19 protein-coding genes are annotated in these 21,023 nt (G+C 60.0%); 12 read left to right on the forward strand and 7 right to left on the reverse strand.

The annotated features are described in order from the left end of the window. Positions 1–5: 5 nt before the first annotated feature. The 6 genes from dadA to J3D54_RS09275 all read left to right on the forward strand — a co-directional run bounded on the left by dadA (position 6) and on the right by J3D54_RS09275 (position 6,136). Positions 6–1,310, forward strand: coding sequence for a D-amino acid dehydrogenase (gene dadA, locus J3D54_RS09250; RefSeq protein WP_253417623.1), 1,305 nt, complete (start codon positions 6–8; stop codon positions 1,308–1,310). Then, positions 1,282–1,635: a RidA family protein gene (locus J3D54_RS09255; RefSeq protein ID WP_253417624.1), complete on the forward strand. Its 354-nt coding sequence runs from the start codon at positions 1,282–1,284 to the stop codon at positions 1,633–1,635. The genes dadA and J3D54_RS09255 overlap by 29 nt, the downstream gene beginning before the upstream one ends. A gap of 97 nt (positions 1,636–1,732) precedes the next feature. Beyond that, positions 1,733–2,806 (forward strand): alanine racemase, encoded by a 1,074-nt coding sequence (gene alr / locus J3D54_RS09260; RefSeq protein ID WP_253417625.1) that lies wholly within the window; start codon positions 1,733–1,735, stop codon positions 2,804–2,806. 128 nt (positions 2,807–2,934) lie between these two features. Then, positions 2,935–3,483, forward strand: coding sequence for a cupin domain-containing protein (locus J3D54_RS09265; protein ID WP_018927504.1), 549 nt, complete (start codon positions 2,935–2,937; stop codon positions 3,481–3,483). A gap of 182 nt (positions 3,484–3,665) precedes the next feature. After that, on the forward strand, positions 3,666–4,082 hold the full coding sequence (locus J3D54_RS09270) for a cytochrome c5 family protein (protein ID WP_253417626.1): 417 nt from the start codon (positions 3,666–3,668) through the stop codon (positions 4,080–4,082). A 131-nt stretch (positions 4,083–4,213) separates the two neighbouring features. Then, on the forward strand, positions 4,214–6,136 hold the full coding sequence (locus tag J3D54_RS09275; RefSeq protein ID WP_253417627.1) for an acetyl-CoA hydrolase/transferase C-terminal domain-containing protein: 1,923 nt from the start codon (positions 4,214–4,216) through the stop codon (positions 6,134–6,136). 142 nt (positions 6,137–6,278) lie between these two features. On the opposite strand, the gene J3D54_RS09280 is transcribed toward J3D54_RS09275, so the two are convergent. Both J3D54_RS09280 and rep read right to left on the reverse strand, forming a co-directional pair. Continuing rightward, positions 6,279–6,851 carry a xanthine phosphoribosyltransferase gene (locus J3D54_RS09280; RefSeq protein ID WP_253417628.1) on the reverse strand — a complete coding sequence of 191 codons (573 nt, stop codon included), beginning with the start codon at positions 6,849–6,851 and terminating at the stop codon, positions 6,279–6,281. 57 nt (positions 6,852–6,908) lie between these two features. After that, the gene (gene rep, locus J3D54_RS09285; protein WP_007934647.1) at positions 6,909–8,918 is read right to left on the reverse strand and encodes a DNA helicase Rep; all 2,010 of its coding nucleotides are present in this window, start codon (positions 8,916–8,918) and stop codon (positions 6,909–6,911) included. 262 nt (positions 8,919–9,180) lie between these two features. Between rep and J3D54_RS09290 the strand changes: the two genes are divergently transcribed. Then, on the forward strand, positions 9,181–10,854 hold the full coding sequence (locus J3D54_RS09290; protein WP_253417629.1) for a bifunctional diguanylate cyclase/phosphodiesterase: 1,674 nt from the start codon (positions 9,181–9,183) through the stop codon (positions 10,852–10,854). 21 nt (positions 10,855–10,875) lie between these two features. On the opposite strand, the gene J3D54_RS09295 is transcribed toward J3D54_RS09290, so the two are convergent. Then, on the reverse strand, positions 10,876–12,273 hold the full coding sequence (locus J3D54_RS09295) for a NorM family multidrug efflux MATE transporter (protein ID WP_253417630.1): 1,398 nt from the start codon (positions 12,271–12,273) through the stop codon (positions 10,876–10,878). Between the two features lie 157 nt (positions 12,274–12,430). Here J3D54_RS09295 and J3D54_RS09300 point away from each other — a divergent pair, with 157 nt between their 5' ends. The 3 genes from J3D54_RS09300 to J3D54_RS09310 all read left to right on the forward strand — a co-directional run bounded on the left by J3D54_RS09300 (position 12,431) and on the right by J3D54_RS09310 (position 16,992). Beyond that, entirely contained in the window at positions 12,431–13,351 is a 921-nt protein-coding gene (locus J3D54_RS09300) for a LysR substrate-binding domain-containing protein (protein ID WP_253417631.1), read from the forward strand. 185 nt (positions 13,352–13,536) lie between these two features. Then, positions 13,537–15,513, forward strand: a complete 1,977-nt coding sequence (locus tag J3D54_RS09305; RefSeq protein ID WP_253417632.1) for a methyl-accepting chemotaxis protein — start codon at positions 13,537–13,539, stop codon at positions 15,511–15,513. 264 nt (positions 15,514–15,777) lie between these two features. Beyond that, positions 15,778–16,992, forward strand: coding sequence for an aldose 1-epimerase family protein (locus J3D54_RS09310; protein ID WP_253417633.1), 1,215 nt, complete (start codon positions 15,778–15,780; stop codon positions 16,990–16,992). Between the two features lie 6 nt (positions 16,993–16,998). Here J3D54_RS09310 and J3D54_RS09315 read toward each other — a convergent pair whose 3' ends face one another. Together J3D54_RS09315 and J3D54_RS09320 are read right to left on the reverse strand one after the other, a co-directional pair. Continuing rightward, positions 16,999–18,492 (reverse strand): YifB family Mg chelatase-like AAA ATPase, encoded by a 1,494-nt coding sequence (locus tag J3D54_RS09315; RefSeq protein WP_253417634.1) that lies wholly within the window; start codon positions 18,490–18,492, stop codon positions 16,999–17,001. A gap of 123 nt (positions 18,493–18,615) precedes the next feature. Further along, positions 18,616–18,801 (reverse strand): hypothetical protein, encoded by a 186-nt coding sequence (locus J3D54_RS09320; RefSeq protein ID WP_253417635.1) that lies wholly within the window; start codon positions 18,799–18,801, stop codon positions 18,616–18,618. Positions 18,802–19,050: 249 nt separating this feature from the next. On the opposite strand from J3D54_RS09320, the gene J3D54_RS09325 reads away from it, so the two are divergent. Both J3D54_RS09325 and J3D54_RS09330 read left to right on the forward strand, forming a co-directional pair. Continuing rightward, on the forward strand, positions 19,051–19,329 hold the full coding sequence (locus tag J3D54_RS09325) for a type II toxin-antitoxin system RelE/ParE family toxin (RefSeq protein ID WP_123499512.1): 279 nt from the start codon (positions 19,051–19,053) through the stop codon (positions 19,327–19,329). Between the two features lie 8 nt (positions 19,330–19,337). Next, the gene (locus J3D54_RS09330; protein WP_030129123.1) at positions 19,338–19,643 is read left to right on the forward strand and encodes a HigA family addiction module antitoxin; all 306 of its coding nucleotides are present in this window, start codon (positions 19,338–19,340) and stop codon (positions 19,641–19,643) included. 52 nt (positions 19,644–19,695) lie between these two features. Here the strand turns inward: J3D54_RS09330 and J3D54_RS09335 are convergent, their stop codons facing one another. Together J3D54_RS09335 and J3D54_RS09340 are read right to left on the reverse strand one after the other, a co-directional pair. Beyond that, positions 19,696–20,217, reverse strand: coding sequence for a Bro-N domain-containing protein (locus tag J3D54_RS09335; protein ID WP_253417636.1), 522 nt, complete (start codon positions 20,215–20,217; stop codon positions 19,696–19,698). A gap of 402 nt (positions 20,218–20,619) precedes the next feature. Then, a complete protein-coding gene (locus tag J3D54_RS09340) occupies positions 20,620–20,886 on the reverse strand; it encodes an accessory factor UbiK family protein (protein WP_019580496.1) in 267 nt (88 codons plus the stop codon). Positions 20,887–21,023 lie beyond the last annotated feature (137 nt).

Here is a 21,023-nt window from a genome sequence, read left to right on the forward strand (position 1 = left end):
TGAAAATGCGCGTTCTGGTCTTGGGTAGCGGCGTCATCGGTACCGCCAGTGCCTATTATCTGGCACGAGCCGGCTTTGAAGTGACGGTCGTGGACCGCCAGCCAGCGCCGGCCATGGAAACCAGTTTCGCCAACGCCGGGCAGGTTTCGCCGGGTTATGCCTCGCCGTGGGCCGCACCGGGTGTGCCGCTCAAAGCCATCAAGTGGCTGTTGCAGCGTCACGCGCCATTGGCGATCAAGGCCACCGCCAACATCGACCAATACCTGTGGATGGCGCAGATGCTGCGTAACTGCACCGCCAGCCGTTACGCGGTGAACAAGGAGCGCATGGTGCGTCTGTCCGAGTACAGCCGCGACTGCCTCGACGAATTGCGCGCCGAAACCGGCATTGCCTACGAAGGCCGCAGCCTGGGCACTACCCAGCTGTTCCGCACTCAGGCACAACTCGATGGGGCCGCCAAGGACATCGCCGTGCTGAAAGAGTCCGGCGTGCCGTTTGAACTGCTCGACCGCGCCGGCATTGCCCGGGTCGAACCAGCTCTGGCCAGCGTCACCGACATCCTCGCCGGTGCCTTGCGCCTGCCGAACGACCAGACCGGCGACTGCCAGATTTTCACCACCCGCCTGGCCGAAATGGCTGTGAAACTGGGTGTGGAATTCCGTTTCGGCCAGGACATCCAGCGCCTCGACTTCGCCGGTGATCGCATCAACGGTGTGTGGGTCGATGGCAAACTGGAAACCGCCGACCGTTACGTGCTGGCGCTGGGCAGCTACTCGCCGCAACTGCTCAAGCCGCTGGGCATCAGGGCTCCGGTGTATCCGCTCAAGGGTTACTCGCTGACCGTGCCGATCACCAACCCGGCGATGGCCCCGACGTCGACCATTCTCGACGAGACCTACAAGGTCGCGATCACCCGTTTCGATAACCGCATCCGCGTCGGTGGCATGGCGGAAATCGCCGGTTTTGACCTGTCGCTGAACCCGCGTCGGCGCGAAACTCTGGAGATGATCGTCAACGACCTTTATCCTCAGGGCGGCAATCTGGCCGAGGCGAGTTTCTGGACCGGTCTGCGTCCGACTACCCCGGACGGCACGCCGATTGTTGGTGCCACACCGTTCAAAAACCTGTTCTTGAACACGGGCCACGGCACACTTGGCTGGACCATGGCTTGTGGTTCCGGTCGTTTGCTGGCGGACCTGATGGCGAAGAGAACGCCACAGATCAGCGCCGAAGGCCTCGATATTTCCCGTTATGGCAACAAACTTCAGGAGTCTGCAAAACATGTCAATCCAGCGCCAGCTCACCAATGAGCGCATGAGCCAGATCGTTGTCCATAACGGCACGGTGTATCTGGCAGGGCAGGTCGGCGACGACATGAACGCCGGGATTGAACAGCAAACCCGTGAAACCCTCGCCAACATCGAGCGTTTGCTGGATCTGGCCGGGACCGACAAAAACCGGTTGCTGTCGGTGACGATTTACCTGAAAGACATCGACGCACACTTCGAAGGCATGAATTCGGTGTGGGACCAGTGGTTGCCGAAAGGCGTTGCACCAGCCCGTGCCACGGTCGAGTCGAAGCTGTGCGAGCCGCAAATCCTGGTCGAGCTGTCGGTTGTCGCCGCGCTGCCATAAATCAAATCACAAAGATCCCTCTCCCGGTGCTGTTGGTGGTTCACGCTGTCAGCCAGCGCCGGTTTTTTTTCCAATGACCGACTAGAAGTCTGCCGCCATGCGTCCTGCCCGTGCCCTGATCGACCTCCAAGCCCTGCGTCACAACTACCGGATTGCCCGTGAAGTCACGGGGGCCCGCGCCCTCGCCGTGATCAAGGCCGATGCCTATGGCCATGGCGCCGTGCGTTGCGCCCAGGCGCTGGAAGCCGAGGCGGACGGGTTTGCCGTGGCGTGTATCGAAGAAGCCCTGGAGCTGCGCGCCGCCGGCATTCGTGCGCCGGTGTTGTTGCTGGAAGGTTTTTTCGAAGCCGATGAGTTGGCGCTGATCGTCGAACACGACTTCTGGTGCGTGGTGCATTCGCTGTGGCAGCTCGAAGCCATCGAAAAAGCTGCGTTGAGCAAACCGATCACGGTGTGGCTCAAGCTCGACTCCGGCATGCATCGGGTTGGCCTGCACCCGGCGGATTACCAGGCGGCCTATCAACGGCTGCTGGCCAGCGGCAAAGTGGCGAAGATCGTACTGATGAGTCACTTCGCCCGCGCCGACGAGCTGCACTGCCAGGCCAGCGCCGATCAGGTCGCGGTGTTCGAGGCGGCGCGTCAGGGTTTGTCGGCCGAAATCAGCCTGCGTAACTCGCCGGCGGTGCTTGGTTGGCCGCAGATTCCGAGCGACTGGGTGCGCCCAGGCATCATGCTTTACGGCGCGACGCCGTTCGAGGAAGCCAATGCCGTGGCGTCCCGCCTGCAACCGGTGATGACCCTGGAATCGAAAGTGATTTGCGTGCGTGAACTGCCGGCCGGCGAGCCGATTGGTTACGGCGCGAAATTCGTTACCCCCAAGCCGATGCGTGTGGGTGTGGTGGCGATGGGGTATGCCGATGGTTATCCGCGGCAGGCACCGAGCGGCACGCCGGTGTTGGTGGCCGGGCAGCGCAGTCAGTTACTGGGTCGGGTATCGATGGACATGCTCTGTGTCGACCTGACCGACGTGCCGCAAGCCGGCCTCGGTTCGCCCGTCGAGCTGTGGGGTAAAAATATCCTCGCCAGTGATGTCGCGACAGCCGCCGACACGATTCCTTATCAGATCTTCTGCAACCTGCGCCGGGTACCGCTGCTCTATTCCGGGGCCTGACAAACAGCGCTCTCGACCGAAAGTCGCTTCGCCAAGCTGGATTCAGGCGCAAGTGTTGTAAATACTGAACGCTGTCGCCATGATAACGCTCAATATCCCTGCAACCTGAATCCCTGGAGGCGCAAGCATTGGACGTCGGTGAACGACTGCAATCGATCCGTAAGCTCAAAGGTCTTTCCCAGCGTGAGCTCGCCAAACGCGCGGGTGTTACCAACAGCACCATTTCGATGATCGAGAAGAACAGCGTCAGCCCCTCGATCAGTTCGCTGAGGAAAGTACTGGGCGGGATTCCCATGTCCATGGTCGAGTTCTTTTCCGAAGAAATCCTGCAGGAAAAGCCGACTCAGATCGTCTACAAAGCGCACGAGCTGATCGATATTTCCGATGGCGCAGTGACCATGAAGCTGGTCGGTCGGGCTCACCCGAGTCGAGCGATCGCGTTCCTCAACGAAATCTACCCGCCAGGCGCCGACACCGGTGAGGAGATGCTCACCCATGAGGGCGAGGAAACCGGGATTCTGGTGGAAGGTCGGTTGGAACTGGTAGTCGGGCTCGAAACATTTGTGCTCGAAGCCGGCGACAGCTACTACTTTGAGAGCACCAAGCCGCACCGTTTCCGGAATCCGTTCGATGCCCCGGCGCGACTAATCAGCGCAGCCACTCCAGCGAATTTCTAAGAGACACGGCGTCGTGCCCGGATTGCACAGACGCCCATGCTGTATTCCCGCCCGGTGATAAGACCCCTTCGACTTTGGGGTTGTTTCAGTGTGGCGGGCTTACCGCTATACTTGCGCCCGCCTGCGAACCGTGGCCGTAGGCGTGACTAGCCACCATTGAGGGTGTACGCGTGAACCTAATTATGAAAATGCTGGCCGCACCAGCAACCGTATTGGCCCTATGGGCAGTCAGCGCACAAGCTGCGACCAACGACGATATCGCTAAACGTCTTGAACCAGTCGGCCAGGTTTGTGTGCAGGGTAAAGAATGCAAGGGGATGGAAGTCGCTGCTTCGGTTGGCGGCGGTGCAGCGAAAACTCCCGACGAAATTATTGCCAAACACTGCAATGCTTGCCATGGCACCGGCCTGTTGGGCGCACCCAAAATCGGTGATGCCGCAGACTGGAAAAAACGCGCCGATAAAGAAGGCGGCACCGCTTCTGGCTTGGCGAAGGTAGCGTTGACCGGGCTCAATGCGATGCCGCCAAAAGGCACCTGCAGTGACTGCGAACTGAAAGACCTTGAAGGCGCCATCCAGAAGATGTCTGGCCTGAAATAAGCCCGTCTTCAACGAAAAGCCGCTTACGAGCGGCTTTTTTGTGTCTGCGATTTTCCTCTGAGGCTATTCTTTGCAGCAAAGACCCGGCAAGCTCGGTCCACCCCAATGCATGGAACGGGCGGGAGGATCAGATGGTGCGGTTGTGTTCTATCGAGCAGGCGGTCGATGACGTATTGGCACGATTGCCGGCGCATATCCACATGGGCCTGCCGTTGGGATTGGGCAAACCCAACCATTTCGTCAACGCGCTGTATCAACGTGTCGCGCAACTGCCCGAGCGGCAGATGACGGTCTACACCGCCCTGTGCCTCGGCCGCCCGCCCTTGGGCGATGGCTTGCAAAAGCGCTTCCTCGAACCTTTCATCGAGCGGGTGTTCGGCGATTACCCGGAACTGGATTTCCTCGCCGACCTGCATCGCGACAGCCTGCCGAGCAACATCCACATTCATCAGTTCTTCATGCAACCGGGCAGCTTGCTGAACAGCGCCCCGGCCCAGCAGGATTACGTCAGCAGCAATTACAGCCACGCCGCGCGGGACATCAATGCCGCCGGTTTGAACCTGGTGGCGCAACTGGTCGCCAGCCACAGCGAACACCCCGATCGCCTGAGCCTGAGCTGCAACCCGGACATCACCCTCGACCTGTTGCCGATGATCGCCAAGCGCCGGGCGGCGGGGGAGACGATCCTGATGGTGGGCCAGGTACACAACGATTTGCCGTACATGCCCGGCGATGCGGAAATCGGCATCGACACCTTCGACCTGCTGATTGACGCCAAGGACAACACCACGCTGTTCTCCACACCGAACATGCCGGTGGGCTTCCAGGATCACTTCATCGGGCTGCACGCCAGCACGCTGGTGCGCGATGGCGGCACCTTGCAGATCGGCATCGGCGCCATGGGCGATGCCCTCACAGCGGCGTTGCTGGCGCGGCAGGCGGACAGTGACGGTTACAAGGCGTTGCTGGCAGATTTGAATCTCAGCCCGTGGGCGCAGTTGATCGAGCGCGAAGGGGGCGTCGAACCGTTCGCCAAGGGCCTTTACGGTTGCAGCGAAATGTTCGTCAACGGCTTGCTGGTGCTGGCGGATGCCGGGATCGTACGGCGCAAAGTCTACCCGGACGTGCCAACCCAGCAGCAGGCGAACGCCGGCACGCTGAACGAGGCCGCGCAAACCGATGGTATCTCGGTGCATGGCGGTTTTTTCCTCGGGCCGCGCAGTTTCTACGAGCGCTTGCGCGAGTTGCCGCAGAGCAAGCGGCTCGAATTCAACATGACCCGCATCAGCTACATCAACGAGCTCTACGGCCAGGAAGAACTCAAACGCTTGCAGCGCCTCGATGCGCGCTTCATCAACACCGTGTTCACCATGACCCTGCTCGGTGCCGGCGTGGCCGATCAGCTCGAAGACGGGCGGGTGCTGAGCGGCGTTGGCGGGCAATACAACTTCGTCGCCCAGGGTCATGCACTGGAAGGTGCGCGCTCAATCCTGCTCCTGCGCAGTTGGCGCGAGTCGGGCGGTGAAGTCAGTTCGAACATCGTCTGGGAATACGGCCACTGCACAATCCCGCGGCATCTGCGGGACATCGTCGTCACCGAGTACGGCATCGCCGATTTGCGGGGCAAGACCGACGCGGCGGTGATCGAGGCGTTGCTGAACATCAGCGACTCACGCTTCCAGCCGGGGCTGATCGAGCAGGCGCAGAACGTTGGCAAATTGCCGAAGCATTTTCGCCTCGATCCGCGTTTCGCCGACAACAGCCCACAGCGTTTGCAGGCCATTCAGACACGGCATTCGAATTTGTTTCCGGAATATCCGTTGGGGTGTGATTTCACCGCCCAAGAGCGGGACCTGTTGCGGGCGCTGAACTGGTTGAAGAGCAAGTTCAAGCTCACCGAGATTCTGGAGTTGGGCAAGGCGGCGCTGGATGCGCCGGAGCCGGCGGAGTTTCCCGTGCATCTGGAGCGGATGCAGCTGACCAAGCCGGAAGGGTTGAAGGAAGATTTGTTTCAGCGGTTGTTGCTGACCGGCCTCAAAGCCACCGCGCAATAACAGCCGCCACAAAAACCTGTGGGAGCGGGCTTGCCCGCGATGGCGGTGGAACAGCCAACATCAATGTTGAATGTTATGGCCTCATCGCGGGCAAGTCGAATCGTCGCACCGTCGCCCCCACAGGTTCGGTGATGCAGCTGATTTATTCGATGAAGGTTACAACGCCATCCTTCAGCGATTGCACCCGAGCCAACGATTCCACGCGATAACCCTGGGCATCCAGCTCCGCCCGGCCACCCTGGAACGACTTCTCGATCACGATGCCCAGACCTGCAACGGTCGCGCCGGCCTGTTTGATGATCGAGATCAGCGCTTGCGACGCCTTACCGTTGGCCAGAAAGTCGTCGATGATCAGCACGCGGTCGCTGCTGGTCAGGTGACGAGGGGAGATCGCCACGGTGCTTTCGGTTTGCTTGGTGAACGAGTAAACCGTCGCCGACAGCAGGTTTTCAGTCAGGGTCAGGGACTGATGCTTGCGCGCGAAAATCACCGGTACGCCGAGGTTCAGGCCGGTCATGATCGCCGGGGCGATACCCGAGGCTTCGATGGTGACGATCTTGGTGATGCCCGAATCCTTGAACAGCGAGGCGAATTCGTCGCCGATCAGCTTCATCAGTGTCGGGTCGATCTGGTGGTTCAGAAAAGCGTCGACTTTCAGGACCTGGTCGGAAAGCACGATGCCTTCTTCGCGAATTTTCTTGTGCAGTGCTTCCATGAAGCTGTCCTCTGTTGGCGTCTTTTGTGCCGAAGATCTAAATAAAAGTGGTCAATTCTAGCGCTTTAACATCGCGCGTATATCGGCCAATGCGCTGTTGCCGCGAACGGCTTTGACTTCGGTCGGGGTGTCGTCGTTGCCTTCCCAGGCCAGGTCATCCGGCGGCAGTTCATCAAGGAAGCGGCTGGGCGCGCAGTCGATGATCTCGCCGTATTGCTTACGCTTGGCGGCGAAGGTGAAAGCCAGCGTCTGACGCGCTCGGGTAATCCCGACGTAGGCCAGGCGGCGTTCCTCTTCGATGGTGTCGGCTTCGATACTGGAGCGGTGCGGGAGGATTTCCTCCTCCATGCCCATGATGAACACGTAAGGGAATTCCAGGCCCTTGGAGGCGTGCAAGGTCATCATCTGCACACCTTCGGCGCCGTCTTCCTCTTCCTGCTGACGCTCCAGCATGTCGCGCAGCACGAGTTTGCCGATGGCGTCTTCGACGGTCATCTCGCCTTCTTCGTCTTTCTCCAGCGTGTTCTTCAGCGCCTCGATCAGGAACCAGACGTTGCCCATGCGGTAATCGGCGGCCTTGTCACTGGAGCTGTTGGTGCGCAGCCAGTTCTCGTAGTCGATGTCCATGACCATGCTGCGCAGGGCGGAGATCGGGTCTTCGCCGGCGCACTGCTCGCGGACCTTGTCCATGAAACGCTTGAAGCGCGACAGGCGATCGGTGAAGCGGCTGTCCAGGTGTTCGCCCAGGCCGATTTCGTCGGTGGCGGCGTACATCGAGATTTTTCGCTCGGTGGCGTAGTTGCCCAGCTTCTCCAGGGTGGTCGAACCGATCTCCCGGCGCGGGACGTTGATCACCCGCAGGAAGGCGTTGTCGTCGTCCGGGTTCACGATCAGGCGGAAGTAGGCCATCAGGTCCTTCACTTCCTGGCGTCCGAAAAAGCTGTTGCCGCCGGACAGTCGGTAAGGCACCTGGTGATGCTGCAGCTTCAGCTCGATCAGCTTGGCCTGGTAGTTGCCGCGATACAGAATCGCGAAATCGCTGTAGGGGCGGTCGGTGCGCAAGTGCAGGCTGAGGATTTCCACGGCCACGCGCTCGGCTTCGGCGTCTTCGTTGCGGCAGCGGATCACGCGGATCTCGTCGCCGTGACCCATTTCACTCCACAGCTGCTTTTCGAACTCGTGCGGGTTGTTCGAAATCAGCACGTTGGCGCAGCGCAGAATGCGGCTGGTGGAGCGGTAGTTTTGTTCCAGCATCACCACTTTCAGGGACGGGTAATCGTCCTTGAGCAGCATCAGGTTTTCCGGGCGGGCGCCGCGCCAGGCGTAGATCGATTGGTCGTCGTCGCCTACCACAGTGAACTGGTTGCGTTTGCCGATCAGCAATTTCACCAACAAATACTGGCTGGCGTTGGTGTCCTGGTATTCGTCCACCAGCAGGTAGCGGACCTTGTTCTGCCATTTTTCCAGGATGTCGTCGTGTTCCTGGAACAGTTTTACCGGCAGCAGGATCAGGTCGTCGAAGTCCACCGCGTTGAACGCCTTGAGCGTGCGCTGGTAGTGGGTGTAGACGATGGCGGCGGTCTGTTCCTTGGGGTTGCGTGCGTTTTCCAGAGCTTCGGGCGGCAGGATCAGGTCGTTTTTCCAGGCGCCGATCATGTTCTTGATCTCGTCGACGCCGTCGTCGCCCGAGTATTCCTTCTGCATGATGTCGGTCATCAGGGCTTTGACGTCGGTCTCGTCGAAGATCGAGAAGCCCGGCTTATAGCCCAGCCGCACGTGTTCCTTGCGGATGATGTTCAGGCCCAGGTTGTGGAAGGTGCACACCGTCAGGCCGCGGCCTTCACCGCCCTTGAGCAGCGTGCCGACCCGTTCCTTCATCTCCCGCGCGGCCTTGTTGGTAAAGGTCATGGCGACGATGTACTGGGCACGGATGCCGCAGCTCTGGATCAGATGCGCAATTTTGCGCGTGATCACACTGGTCTTGCCGGAGCCTGCGCCGGCGAGCACCAAAAGAGGGCCGCCGACGTAGCTCACGGCTTCTTGCTGCCGGGGATTGAGTCGGGACATACGAAATCAGGGAGTCGTTAGCGAAATGGGCCGGCATTTTAACAGGCTCAGCGAATTGTGCTGCTCTCTCCGACTTGTGACGCAACACGCGATCTCCATTTGCCGGTTTTGATACTTTCACGCAGGATGCGCAGTGAATTCGCGTCTAATGTACGTATTCAAGACTCGAAGTCGTGTTTGATAACCGATGTCATTGGGTCATTGGTGACCCGAGCGGCATAATGCGCACCGCCTACATCTTTGCAGAGTCTAGGGAGCTAGCTTGTCTACGCCTGTCGAACCCTTGCGTTTGCTGCTACTGGCCCAAGAGCCGGCGTGGGCAGCGTTGTTGCGCGAGTGTCTGGCTCCAATGGGGAGTTCGGCAGTGCTGCTCAGCGCGCCGAACTGGGAGTCGGTCAGCAACCTGTTCGATGACAACCGCAGCGCGGTGTTGTTGACGATTCCCGCTCTGCAGCCGGCGCCCGGCCGTTGCAACCTGCCGACAGTGTTGCTGCTCGAACACGAGCCGCTGGCGCCGCCCGACGGTGTGAGCGACTGGTTGGTTCGCAGTCTGCTGGATCCCGGCATGTTGCGCCGCTGCCTGCGTCATGTGCGCGAGCGCGGCGTGCTGGAAAACACCTTGCAACGCCTGGCCGAGCAGGATCCGCTGACCGGCATCGCCAACCGCCAGGGTTTCCAGACCTTGCTGGCGGCGCGTCTAGCGGAAAACGACGGCCGCGGCCTGGCCCTCGGTCACCTCGATCTCGACAATTTTCGACACGCCAACGACGCCCTCGGTCATCAGGCCGGCGACCGGTTGATCCTGCAGGTGGTCTCGCGGCTGAAAAGCCAGCTGGAGGCCGGCGATCAATTGGCGCGGCTGGGCAGCGATGAGTTCGCGTTGCTGATCGACACTCGCCGCGCTCCTCAGCGCGCCGAATGGATGGCCGAACGGATTACCGAAGCCTTGTCCGAACCCTACTGGATCGACGGCGAAAGCTTGTTGATCGGTTCCAGTCTCGGCATTGCCCACGCCCGAGCGCTGGCCGGCGCCGACCCGTTGATGTGGCACGCGCACATCGCCATGCAGCAGGCCAAGAGTACCCAAGGCTGCACCTTTCACATCTTCAACGAACGGATCAATCGCAATGCTCGCAGCATCGCTGACCTTGAAAGCGAGCTGCGCCGGGCCTTGCGTCGTGATGAGCTGGAGTTGCATTACCAGCCACGCCTGAACCTTGCGGACGGCCAGATCGTCGGCCTCGAAGCCCTGGTGCGCTGGCGTCATGGCGAGCGCGGCTTGCTGGCACCCAGCGAATTCGTACCGCTGGCCGAGCAGAGCGGCTTGATCGTGCCGCTGGGTTACTGGGTGATTTCCCGGGCCCTGCGGGACATGCAGGCGTTGCGCGAACGGGGGCTGCCGGCGCTGCACATGGCGATCAACCTATCGTTCCGGCAGTTTCAGGACAGCCAATTACTGTCGACCCTGAGCCGGCTGATTGCCGAGCGTGGTGTCGAGGCGCAATGGCTGGAATTCGAACTGACCGAAACCGCGGTGATGCGTCGCAGCGATCTGGTCAAGCAGACCATGGACGCCCTCGGGCGCCTCGGCGTGCGCTTCTCGCTGGACGATTTCGGCACCGGGTTTTCTTCGTTCGTGCACCTCAACAGCCTGCCGATTGCTTTGCTGAAGGTCGACAAAAGCTTTGTCGGCGGCATGGAAGAGCGGGAAGAGAATCGCAAACTGGTGCACGCCATGATCAACCTGGCGCACAACCTCAACCTGGAAGTGGTCGCCGAAGGGGTGGAAACACCGGAGCAGCTGGATTTGTTGCGCGGGTTTGGGTGCGATCAGGTGCAGGGGTATCTGATCAGCAAGCCGTTGCCGTTGGCGGAATTGGTTGAGTATTTGACCTTCGGTTCCAGCCAGCAGCCCGTGCTGGAAGTCGTGAGCTAACCACAAACAACTGTGGGAATCTCAGTCAGGCTGAGCGACCTGGAAATTCTGCTCTGACGACGGCTCACGCCGAATCATCCGCTTCATCTTCCACTCAAACGCCAGCGTCAGGCTCACCGCCGCACACGCCAGCCCCAAGGCCAAACCCCACCAGACCCCCGTCGGCCCCCAGTTCAGATGGAAGGCCATCCACCACGCGGCCGGCGCACCAATCAGCCAATAGCAGCCCAAACCCACCAGGAACGTGGTCTTGGCATCCTTGAGTCCGCGAATACAGCCCATGGCAATGGTTTGCGTGCCGTCGAACAGCTCGAACCACGCCGCCACCGCCAGCAGGCTCACAGCCAGTTCGATGACCGGGCGAAAGGCCGGGTCGTTGTGGTCCAGGAACAAGCCGATCAACTGATTCGGCAGCAGCCAGAAGACCATTGCGAACCCCAGCATCGACACGGCCCCGAACGCGATGCCGACCCGCCCGGCCAGCCGCGCATCCAGCAATTGCCCGGCGCCGTAATGCTGACCGATGCGCATGGTGATCGCATAGGAAAGCCCCGCCGGCACCATGAACGCCACCGAGACGATTTGCAGGGCGATCTGGTGCGCCGCCAGTTGCGTACTACCCATGGTGCCCATGCACAGCGCGGCGAAGGCAAACAACCCGACTTCCACCGCATAGGTGCCGCCAATCGGCAGGCCCAGGCGCCACAACTCCTTCAAGTACTGACGATTGGGCCGTGACAGACCCTGGCGCAAGGGATAAGCGTTATAGGCCGGGTGCCGACGGATGTGCAGCGCGAGCGCCAGCGCCATGAGGTTGGCCACGATCGCCGTGACCAGACCGATGCCCATCAGGCCCATTTTCGGCAGACCGAACATGCCGGTGATCAATGCATAGTTGAGCAGGAAGTTGGCCACGGTGCCGCCGAGGCTGATGACCATCACCGGCGTCGCCCGGCCGATGGCGCTGGTGAAGCCGCGCAGCGCCATGAAACTCAGGTAGCCGGGCAGGGCGAACGGCAGGATCAACAGAAACTGGCCCGCTGCCTGAACGTTGGTTTCGGTCTGGCCGAACAACAGCAACACCGGTTTGAGGTTCCACAGCAGCAGACCCGCCACCAGCGCCATCAACCAGGCCAGCCATAACCCGGCCTGGGTCAGCCGCGCCGCGCCGATGATGTCGCCCGCGCCCTGACGGATCGCCACCAGGGTGCCCACCGCCGCGATCACGCCGATGCAGAAAATCGACACGAACGAATACGTCGCCGCGCCCAGACCGCCGCCGGCCAGCGCCTCGGGACTCAGGCGCGCCATCATCAAGGTGTCGGTGAGGACCATCAACATGTGCGCCAACTGCGAGGCAATCAACGGCCCCGCCAGCCGCAGGATGGCCCAGAGTTCAATACGCGCTGGATGCTGCATGGTCATCACGCTCTATTGTCAGAGAGAACAGGAAGCGTCGATTCTCGGCGCTCTGCGGGGTTTCCACAAAGGGATAAAAAGGATGGGTGGCATGATTAAAACTCATGCTAAGGACTTTCTGATAAGTTGAGGCAACCGCGCTATAGGAGCTTTCCCAATGTCTCGTCGTCTTCCTCCTTTGTATGCCCTTCGAGCATTCGAAGCGGCGGCGCGGCATAGCTCGTTTACCCGCGCCGCCGAGGAGTTGTCGATCACGCAAAGTGCGGTCAGCCGGCACATTCGTACGCTTGAAGAGCATTTCGCCTGTCGCCTGTTCCATCGCAGCGGGCGCAACCTGCAACTGACCGAATCGGCGCGGCTGGTCCTGCCCGGCATTCGCGAAGGCTTCACCGCCCTTGAACGAGCCTGCAATACCCTGCGTGCCGAAGACGACATCTTGCGCATGAAAGCCCCGTCGACCCTGACCATGCGCTGGCTGTTGGCGCGGCTCAGCCGTTTTCGGCACCTGCGACCGGGGAACGAGGTGCAATTGACCAGCGCCTGGATGGACGTCGATACGGTGGACTTCAACCACGAACCCTTCGACTGTGCCGTCATTCTCAGCAACGGGCGTTTTCCACCGGACTGGGAGACGACTTTGCTGTTCCCCGAAGAGCTGATTCCGGTGGGGGCACCGAATCTTCTGAAGGATCAACCATGGGACGTTGCGCGCCTGGCCAGCACGGAACTGCTGCACCCGACGCCGGATCGCCGTGACTGGCGCAACTGGCTGGAGCGCATGGGCCTGACCGATCAAGTCTCGCTTAAGGGCGGGCAGGTGTTCGACACGCTGGAACTGGGCATGATCGCTGCCGCCCGGGGCTACGGCGTGTCCATGGGCGATTTGCTGATGGTATCGGAGGATGTCGCGCAGGGACGTCTGAGTTTGCCGTGGCCGACGGCTGTCGCCAGTGGTGAGCATTATTACCTGGTCTGGCCGAAAACCCGCCCGGGAGGTGAACGTTTGCGTCGGCTCAGCGATTTCCTGCAAGGCGAAGTCCGGGCCATGGAATTGCCGGATGTCGAACGTCTGGGCTGAATCGATGGAACCGCTGCAATGGCGGCCTTGAGCCATATCCCGGTTAATCACTCAAGTATTCGGCTTTGCCGCCGAAAATCTGCTGATGGAACCTTCGTGCCAGGCTCCACGTTTTCCCCACTATCAGAAATTTTGCCGAGTGCGACGGGATCAGGATGATCCGGCTCACTGGGTCAGGAGCTGTCATGTCTCAACCACGTGCTCGGATTGCCTCACAGCTGGGTCTTGCGCTTGCCGTGATACTGGCGGTTGTCATCAGCGGCAGCACCGTGTTTGCCCTGCGCTCGCTGGACGCTGCCAACCTCGCCACCCGGGAAGAGCACCTGGCCAGCGAGGCACGGCTGCTGGCCGATCAGCTGAGCACGTTCCACGGCACGTTGCGTGAAAGTACCCAGCGCCTGAGCGGTTTGTTCGAGAAGCGCTTCAGCGCCGGTTTGAGCGTGCACCCGGATGAGCCGGTGGCCGTGGCGGGCGTGCAGACCCCGGGCCTGCACCTGGGCAGCGAAGTGTTGAATAACAACTTCAAAGAAGTGGACGAGTTCAAGCAAATGACTGCCGGCGTTGCGACGCTGTTCGTGCGCAGCGGCGAAGACTTCATTCGGGTCAGCACCTCTCTGAGCAAACAGGACGGCACCCGGGCCATCGGCACACTGCTGGATCACGCTCACCCGGCTTATGCGCGCTTGATGGCCGGGCAGAGCTACGTCGGTCGCGCCTTGCTCTTCGAACGGTCCTACATGACTCAGTACACCCCCGTACGCGACAGCGGCGGTAAGGTGATTGCCGTGCTGTTCGTGGGATTCGATTACACCGACGCACAGAACGCCCAGTTCGAGAACCTCAAACGCTTCCGCATCGGCCAGACCGGCTCCCTGGCGCTGCTCGATGAGCAGAACAAATGGCTGGTGCCGATCGCCGGTGTGCAAGCGTTGGACGTGGCAGTCCCGGCCATCGTCGGTCTGGCCAAGACACCGGGCAAGGGCGATTTCTGGAGCGACAAGTCGCAAGACTTCTACAGCATTGCCGTGCCGTTCGACGGCGGGCCGTGGTCGGTGGTGGCGAGCATGCCGAAAGCCGAAATCCGCGCGGTGACCTGGAACGTCGGCATTCGCCTGGCCATCGGCAGCCTGCTGGCGATGTTGCTGGCGGTGGGGGCGGCGGTCTGGTTGCTGCGCAGTAAGCTGGCGCCGCTGGGCGATCTGGTGCGTCAGGCCGAAGCCTTGGGCGCCGGTGATTTGGGCGTACGCCTGAACGTGTCGAGCAACGACGAAATCGGTCAGTTGGCCCGCGCCTTCAACCAGATGAGTCAGGCCTTGTCGACCATGGTCGAGCACATTCGTAGAGCCTCGGAAGAGGTCAACAGCCGCGCCCAGGCATTGTCCGGCCTGTCTGGTGGTGCCTATGAAGGGATGGAGCAGCAGTCCGGCGAAATCACCAGCATGGCCGGCGCCGTGGAAGAATTCAGCGCCACTTCGCTGAACATCGCCGACAACATGGGCAACACCCAGCGTCTGGCGCAGGAAAACGCACAGCAAACCCAGATCGGTCGTACGTCGATGGACGAAGCGTCCTCGTCTCTGGAGCAAATCGCCGGTGCGCTGAACAGCACCGCGACAGTGATCAATACTCTAGGTCAGCGTTCCCAGGAAATCGGCGGTATTGTCGGGGTGATTACGGCGATTGCCGAGCAAACCAACCTGCTGGCGCTCAACGCGGCCATCGAAGCCGCCCGCGCCGGTGAGCAAGGCCGTGGGTTTGCAGTGGTGGCCGATGAGGTGCGCAACCTGGCTTCACGCACCCGCCAGGCCACTGATGAGATTTCCGGGATGATTCAAAGCATCCAGCAGGAAACCGGCAACGCCATCAGCACCATGGAGCAGGGCAATGTGTTGATGCAGGAAGGCCTTTCGCGCAACGCCAACGTTGCTTCGGCGCTGGCGCGGATCGACGAGCAAAGCCGCTCGGCCGGTCAACAGTTCGCTGCCATCACCACTGCAACCCAGGAACAAAGCAGCACCGCGACCTTGCTCAGCAGCAATCTGCAAAGCATTGCCCTGGCGAACAGTGAGCAGCGGGAAGTGGTGTCGAACCTGGCGGTGACTGCCAAAGAGCTGGAGAAGCTCGCGGCGGACTTGCGCCATGAGGTTGACCGGTTTCGTTGAGGCGGACGCTTCCGAAACAGCTTTCGCGAGCAAGCTCCACATTTGGATCGGCGGTGAACACAGTACCTGTGAACGCTAGAGATCATGTGGGAGCGAGCTTGCCCGCGAAGGGATCGACTCGATTACGATTTGTCCAAAATCTGAAGATCAACTCCTCATTAATTGTCTTTCTTGGCATTTACCCGCGTTGTTTGCGTTTTTAAGCTTGCTGAAACGTTTCTTCAAGTTTATAAAAATGGCACAACTCCAAGAAAGGCTGCTGCCATGACCCCGCTCAAACTCTTCGTTGCCCTCAGCGCATTGTCCGCTGCTTCCCACGCCATGGCCTGGGATTACGTCCTGCTCGATACCGATAAAGCCGCTCAGAACTGGCAGATCACCAGCCAGCAACTCGGTGTAAAAACCGACAAACCCTTTTCTGTGACCCTGCGCACCTTGCATGGCGGTCGGCAGGAGGGCGTCAGCATCGTCGACATCGATAACGGCGCGATGAAACTCTCGGTGGTACCGACTCGCGGCATGAACGTCTTGCAGGCCTCGGTCGGCAACGTGCGCATGGGCTGGGATTCGCCGGTCAAGGAAGTGGTCAACCCGTCCTTCATCGAGCTCAATGGCCGCGGTGGCCTGGGCTGGCTGGAAGGTTTCAATGAGCTGGTCACCCGCTGCGGCTATGAATGGGTCGGCCACCCTGGCATCGACAATGGCGAACTGCTGACCCTGCACGGTCGCGCCGCCAACATCCCGGCCAACAAAGTCACCCTGCACATCGATGAAAAACCGCCATACGCCATCAGCCTGCGCGGCGAGCTGAAAGAGCAGGCATTCAAGAAAGTCGACTTCTCCGTCGCGACCGAACTGGTGACCGAGCCCGGCAGCGTAGTGTTCGCTCTCAACGACACCCTGACCAACAACGGCGACTATCCGAAGGAATACCAGGCGCTGTATCACAGCAACTTCAGCACGCCGTTCCTGGAGGAGGGCGCTCGCTTCGCCGCGCCGGTGAAGCAGGTCTCACCTTTCAACGACAAAGCCAAAGGCGATCTCGCGGACTGGCAAACCTACCGCGCACCGACCAGGGACTACGACGAGACGGTTTACAACGTGGTGCCGTATGCCGATGCCAAGGGCGATACGTTGACCGTGCTGCATAACAAGGCCGGCAGTCTGGGTGTCTCGGTCGGCTTCAACACTCAAACACTGCCGGTGTTCTCCCTGTGGAAAAACACCGATACCCAAGGCCAGGGCTACGTCACGGGGCTGGAGCCGGGAACGAGCTTTTCCTACAACCGCCGGTATCAGCGGCCACTGAACCTGGTGCCGACGATTGGCGCGAAGGAGCAGAAACAGTTCCGCATCAGCTACAGCTTGTTGTCGGATAAAGCGGCTGTGGATAAGGCGTTGAAGCAGGTGAGCGAGATTCAGGCTGGGCGCGAGACTGAGGTGCGGCAGACGCCGTTGGTTGATCTGACCAAGGGGTGACACCGACTAGAGTGTTGTCGGTCGATATTGCAGCGCTTCGGCCAAGTGTTCACGGGTGATGCCATCGACTTGCTCAAGGTCCGCCAAGGTGCGAGCAACCTTGAGCAGTCGATGGGCCGCTCGTAGCGACAGAGTTAAACGCTCGCAGGCGGATTCCAGCCAGTTTTCATCGGCTGTGGATAACTTACAGTGCCGACGTAGGCCTGGCAGGTCGAGGAAGGCATTGGCGCAACCTTGGCGTTTGTGTTGCCGCTCTCTTGCATCGGCAACCAGCTCGGCGGCGGTGGCTGTATCGTCGCCGGGTTTTAACGCAGGATTCAACGCCGTGGCTTCGCGAGCAACTGTCAGGTGCAGATCGATGCGATCCAGCAGCGGCCCCGACAGCTTGTTGCGATAGCGCTGCACCATGTCCGGCGTACAGGAACAACGGCCGCTTGGCTCGCCAAGATATCCACAGGGGCAGGGATTCATCGCAGCCACCAGTTGAAAGCGCGCCGGAAAGCGAACGCGGTCCTTGGCGCGGGAAATCACGATGTGGCCGGATTCCAGTGGCTCTCTCAACACCTCCAATACCTTGCGATCAAACTCTGGAAGCTCATCAAGGAACAGCACACCATGGTGGGCGAGAGTGATTTCGCCGGGTTGCGGTTTCGAACCGCCACCCACCAGTGCGGGGCCTGAAGCGGAGTGGTGTGGCTGTCGGAAGGGACGCTGAGGCCAATGACTCAGCGGCACACAACTGGCGACCGATTGAATCGCCGCGACTTCCAATGCTTCGCTCTCGGCCAATGGCGGTAACAGTCCCGGCAGACGACTCGCCAACAGCGTTTTCCCCGTCCCCGGCGGACCGCTGAACAACAGGTTATGAGCCCCTGCCGCTGCAATCAGCAACGCGCGCTTGGCCGCAAGTTGTCCCTGCACTTCGTTCAAGTCTGGATAGGGTTTGCTGGCGTAGAGCAAGCCATTGGAAGCATAGGGTTCGATGGGCGTGTGGCCATTGAAATGCGCGACCGCTTGAAGCAGATGATCCACCGCAATCACCTTCAACCCCGACGCCAGGCAGGCTTCTTCGGCATTCGCTCGCGGGACTACCAGCGTGCGCCCGGCCTTGCGTGCCGCCAGCGCCGCCGGTAACACCCCGCGGACGGCCCGTACCGCGCCTGACAGTGCCAACTCTCCCAGGCACTCCACGTCATCCAGCGTCAACGTCGGCACCTGCACGCTGGCCGATAGAATCCCCAAGGCAATCGCCAGATCGAATCGCCCGCCATCCTTCGGCAAATCGGCGGGAGCGAGATTCAAGGTGATGCGCCGCGCTGGAAATTGCAGGCCGGAATTGATGATCGCGCTACGCACCCGGTCCTTGCTTTCCTTCACCGCCGCTTCGGGCAGCCCGACCATGGTCAGCGACGGCAAGCCGTTGGCCAGATGCACTTCTACGGTGACGGCGGGCGCATCCACGCCAATCTGGGCGCGGCTGTGGACGATGGATAGGGACATGGTCGTTCCTTGAGCTGGCGGGGAACCGCTTCCTGCGGTTTCTTAAAGGGTAGACGGGGAGTGAGGGTTTAGCGTGGCGGCAAGGGAAGGAAACTTTCGCAGGATGTTGCGAGTTTTGGTGAGCTAATCCGGGAGCTTCGTCAGGCTCGTGCCTGCAAGCCAGCCACTCGGTTCAAGTTCTTTGCCCTGAGCAGCGGCAACATCAAAAAAGCGGCGTTGATTGGCCGATACGCTCCCGGCTAACCGGAGTGCCTCAGCATGATATTCAGTGGCGAGTAACAGTTTGGCTTTTTGTTTTTTAGATTTCATAGCGACCTTTTGGATTTGTAGATTGGTTTTTTTGGGTCAGTCAGCTTAAGAGGTGGACACGGTTTTGATGCAATGGGAATTGGCGCTTGTTTTTGTAGGACTCGGCTGGATTTCGAAAGCCTTCTGAAGGGCTCAGGTAGTCCTTTTCCTAAAGTTTTGAGAGGGGGGGCAAGAATCGCAACACCGCGTTTGCATTAGTGAATTCAGGTTATATACTCAAGATTAATGCATAACGTTAAGCTTTAAATTATGATCGTTAGCTTTAAGTGTTCTGAGACCGAGTACCTGTTTCGCAACGGAAAGACCCGTATGTGGTCAGCCATTCTGAGTGTCGTGGAACGAAAGCTGACGATGCTTGATGCTGCTGCGGTGCTGATGGACCTTCGATCACCACCAGGCAATCGATTGGAGGCGCTGGAAGGAGATCGAAAAGGTCAGCACAGCATCCGCATCAACGCTCAATGGCGAATTTGCTTTGTTTGGGGTCTTAACGGACCAGAGAATGTCGAAATCGTCGATTATCACTGAGGTGAGCAATGACTAAGAATGGTATGCGCCCGGTTCACCCTGGCGAGATCCTCAAAGAGGAATACCTGGAGCCTCTGAGCCTTACGGCTGCAGCCTTGGCCAGAGCGTTGAGCGTTTCGACGCCTACGGTGAATGACATCGTGCTTCAGCGTCGAGGTGTCAGTGCCGATATGGCTCTAAGGCTATCTATCTGCCTGGACACGACTCCCGAGTTTTGGCTGAACCTGCAATCGACATACGATTTGCGAAAAGCCGAGATCGAACGAGGGGCTGCGATCCGGGATCAGGTTGAGCGGCTCCCGCACTGCGCCTGAACCTCTGTTCCTGAACGAACCCCACGCGATAAACGTGGGGTTTTTTTGTCGTTCAGAATGCCTGGAGTATTCGTGACGCACGCTTCCACCACGGAGCATTGACCATACTTCGCGGTCGTTCCTCATTCGGCAGCAGTTGCGGAACATCCTGCAACCGAATCCACGGCTGGTTATTCCAGTGCAGCAAACTCAACGACATCTGCGGCCAATTCAGCAGGCTCAGAATCGGGCGTTCGGCTGAGGCGGGTTGCTGGGCGTCTCTGAGGGTTGGGACCACGTCGTGGGTCAGCCATTCGCGCAGGCCTCGGTATTCGGGGCAGTAGTGGTAGACCAGTAATGCGTAGACGCCGGATTCGCTGATCAGCAGTGTGTTTTCGATGGTGCCGTGGATCAGCATTTGTACGGTTTGGTGTTGGTCGGGATCGAGTTTGCGTAGCGCGCGTTCGTCGAGGAACAGCCTGAGCAATCGGCCGAGGTCGCGGGCGCTGAACCAGGGTTGGTTTTCCAGGAGGAGGGCGTGGAGGTGGAGTTTGTGGCGGGTGAATATGTGGGGGATTAGATAGTTTTCGTCCATGGTGCAGTTCTCGGGATCAAATGAAGAAAACTGCCTCTGATCGTCGCCAAACGAAAAGGATGGCAGCCATGCGCGGGTTGGCGAACCGGTGACGCCCGAAAACCGGCAGACCCGAAGGTCTCCCACGCATAGCCGCCATAATTCGAGATGGGAACAAATTCCTCGGTCGAATGTGGTCGCGGTGCGTCGGGGTCTTCCGGGTCGCCAAACCCAGAGCTGAACATTCAGCTGGGGATGAGCATAGAAACTGGAGGCCTTACGACGCAATCGGACGGCGGTGTGATTTTTGTAGGACGTTGCCGAGATGGTGGCGGGGCGGAAGATCAAAAGATCGCAGCCTTCGGCAGCTCCTACAGAAAACATTGAATGATCGTTCCCACGCAGAGCACGGGAACGATCAGGTTACTCGGCGTCAGCAACTGGATTGAGCTTCGCTTCCAGCTCCGCCACTTTCGCCTCAAGGCTCTCCAGCCGGGCCCGGGTCCGTGCCAGTACGACCATCTGGCTGTCGAATTCTTCCCGGCTCACCAGGTCCAGCTTGCTGAAGCCGCTCTGCAGCAGGGCCTTGAACTGGCTTTCGATTTCGCTTTTCGGCAGTGGGGTGTCGCCGCTGAAGAGGCGGGAGGCGGTGCCGCTCAGGGCGTCGAGGAAGTCTTTGGGCGCGAGCATGGGAAATGTCCTGTCAACAATGGCGCGCAGTGTACCACGCAGTGTCTATAGTCAATCTCGGCGGCTTGGATGCACGCTTTTCGCGCATGCGAGTGGACAGCCGCGCACTGTTGTTGTGCGTAACTGTGGCGTCAATC

The sequence above is a fragment of the Pseudomonas sp. GGS8 genome, from assembly GCF_024168645.1.
Classification (GTDB): Bacteria; Pseudomonadota; Gammaproteobacteria; order Pseudomonadales; family Pseudomonadaceae; genus Aquipseudomonas.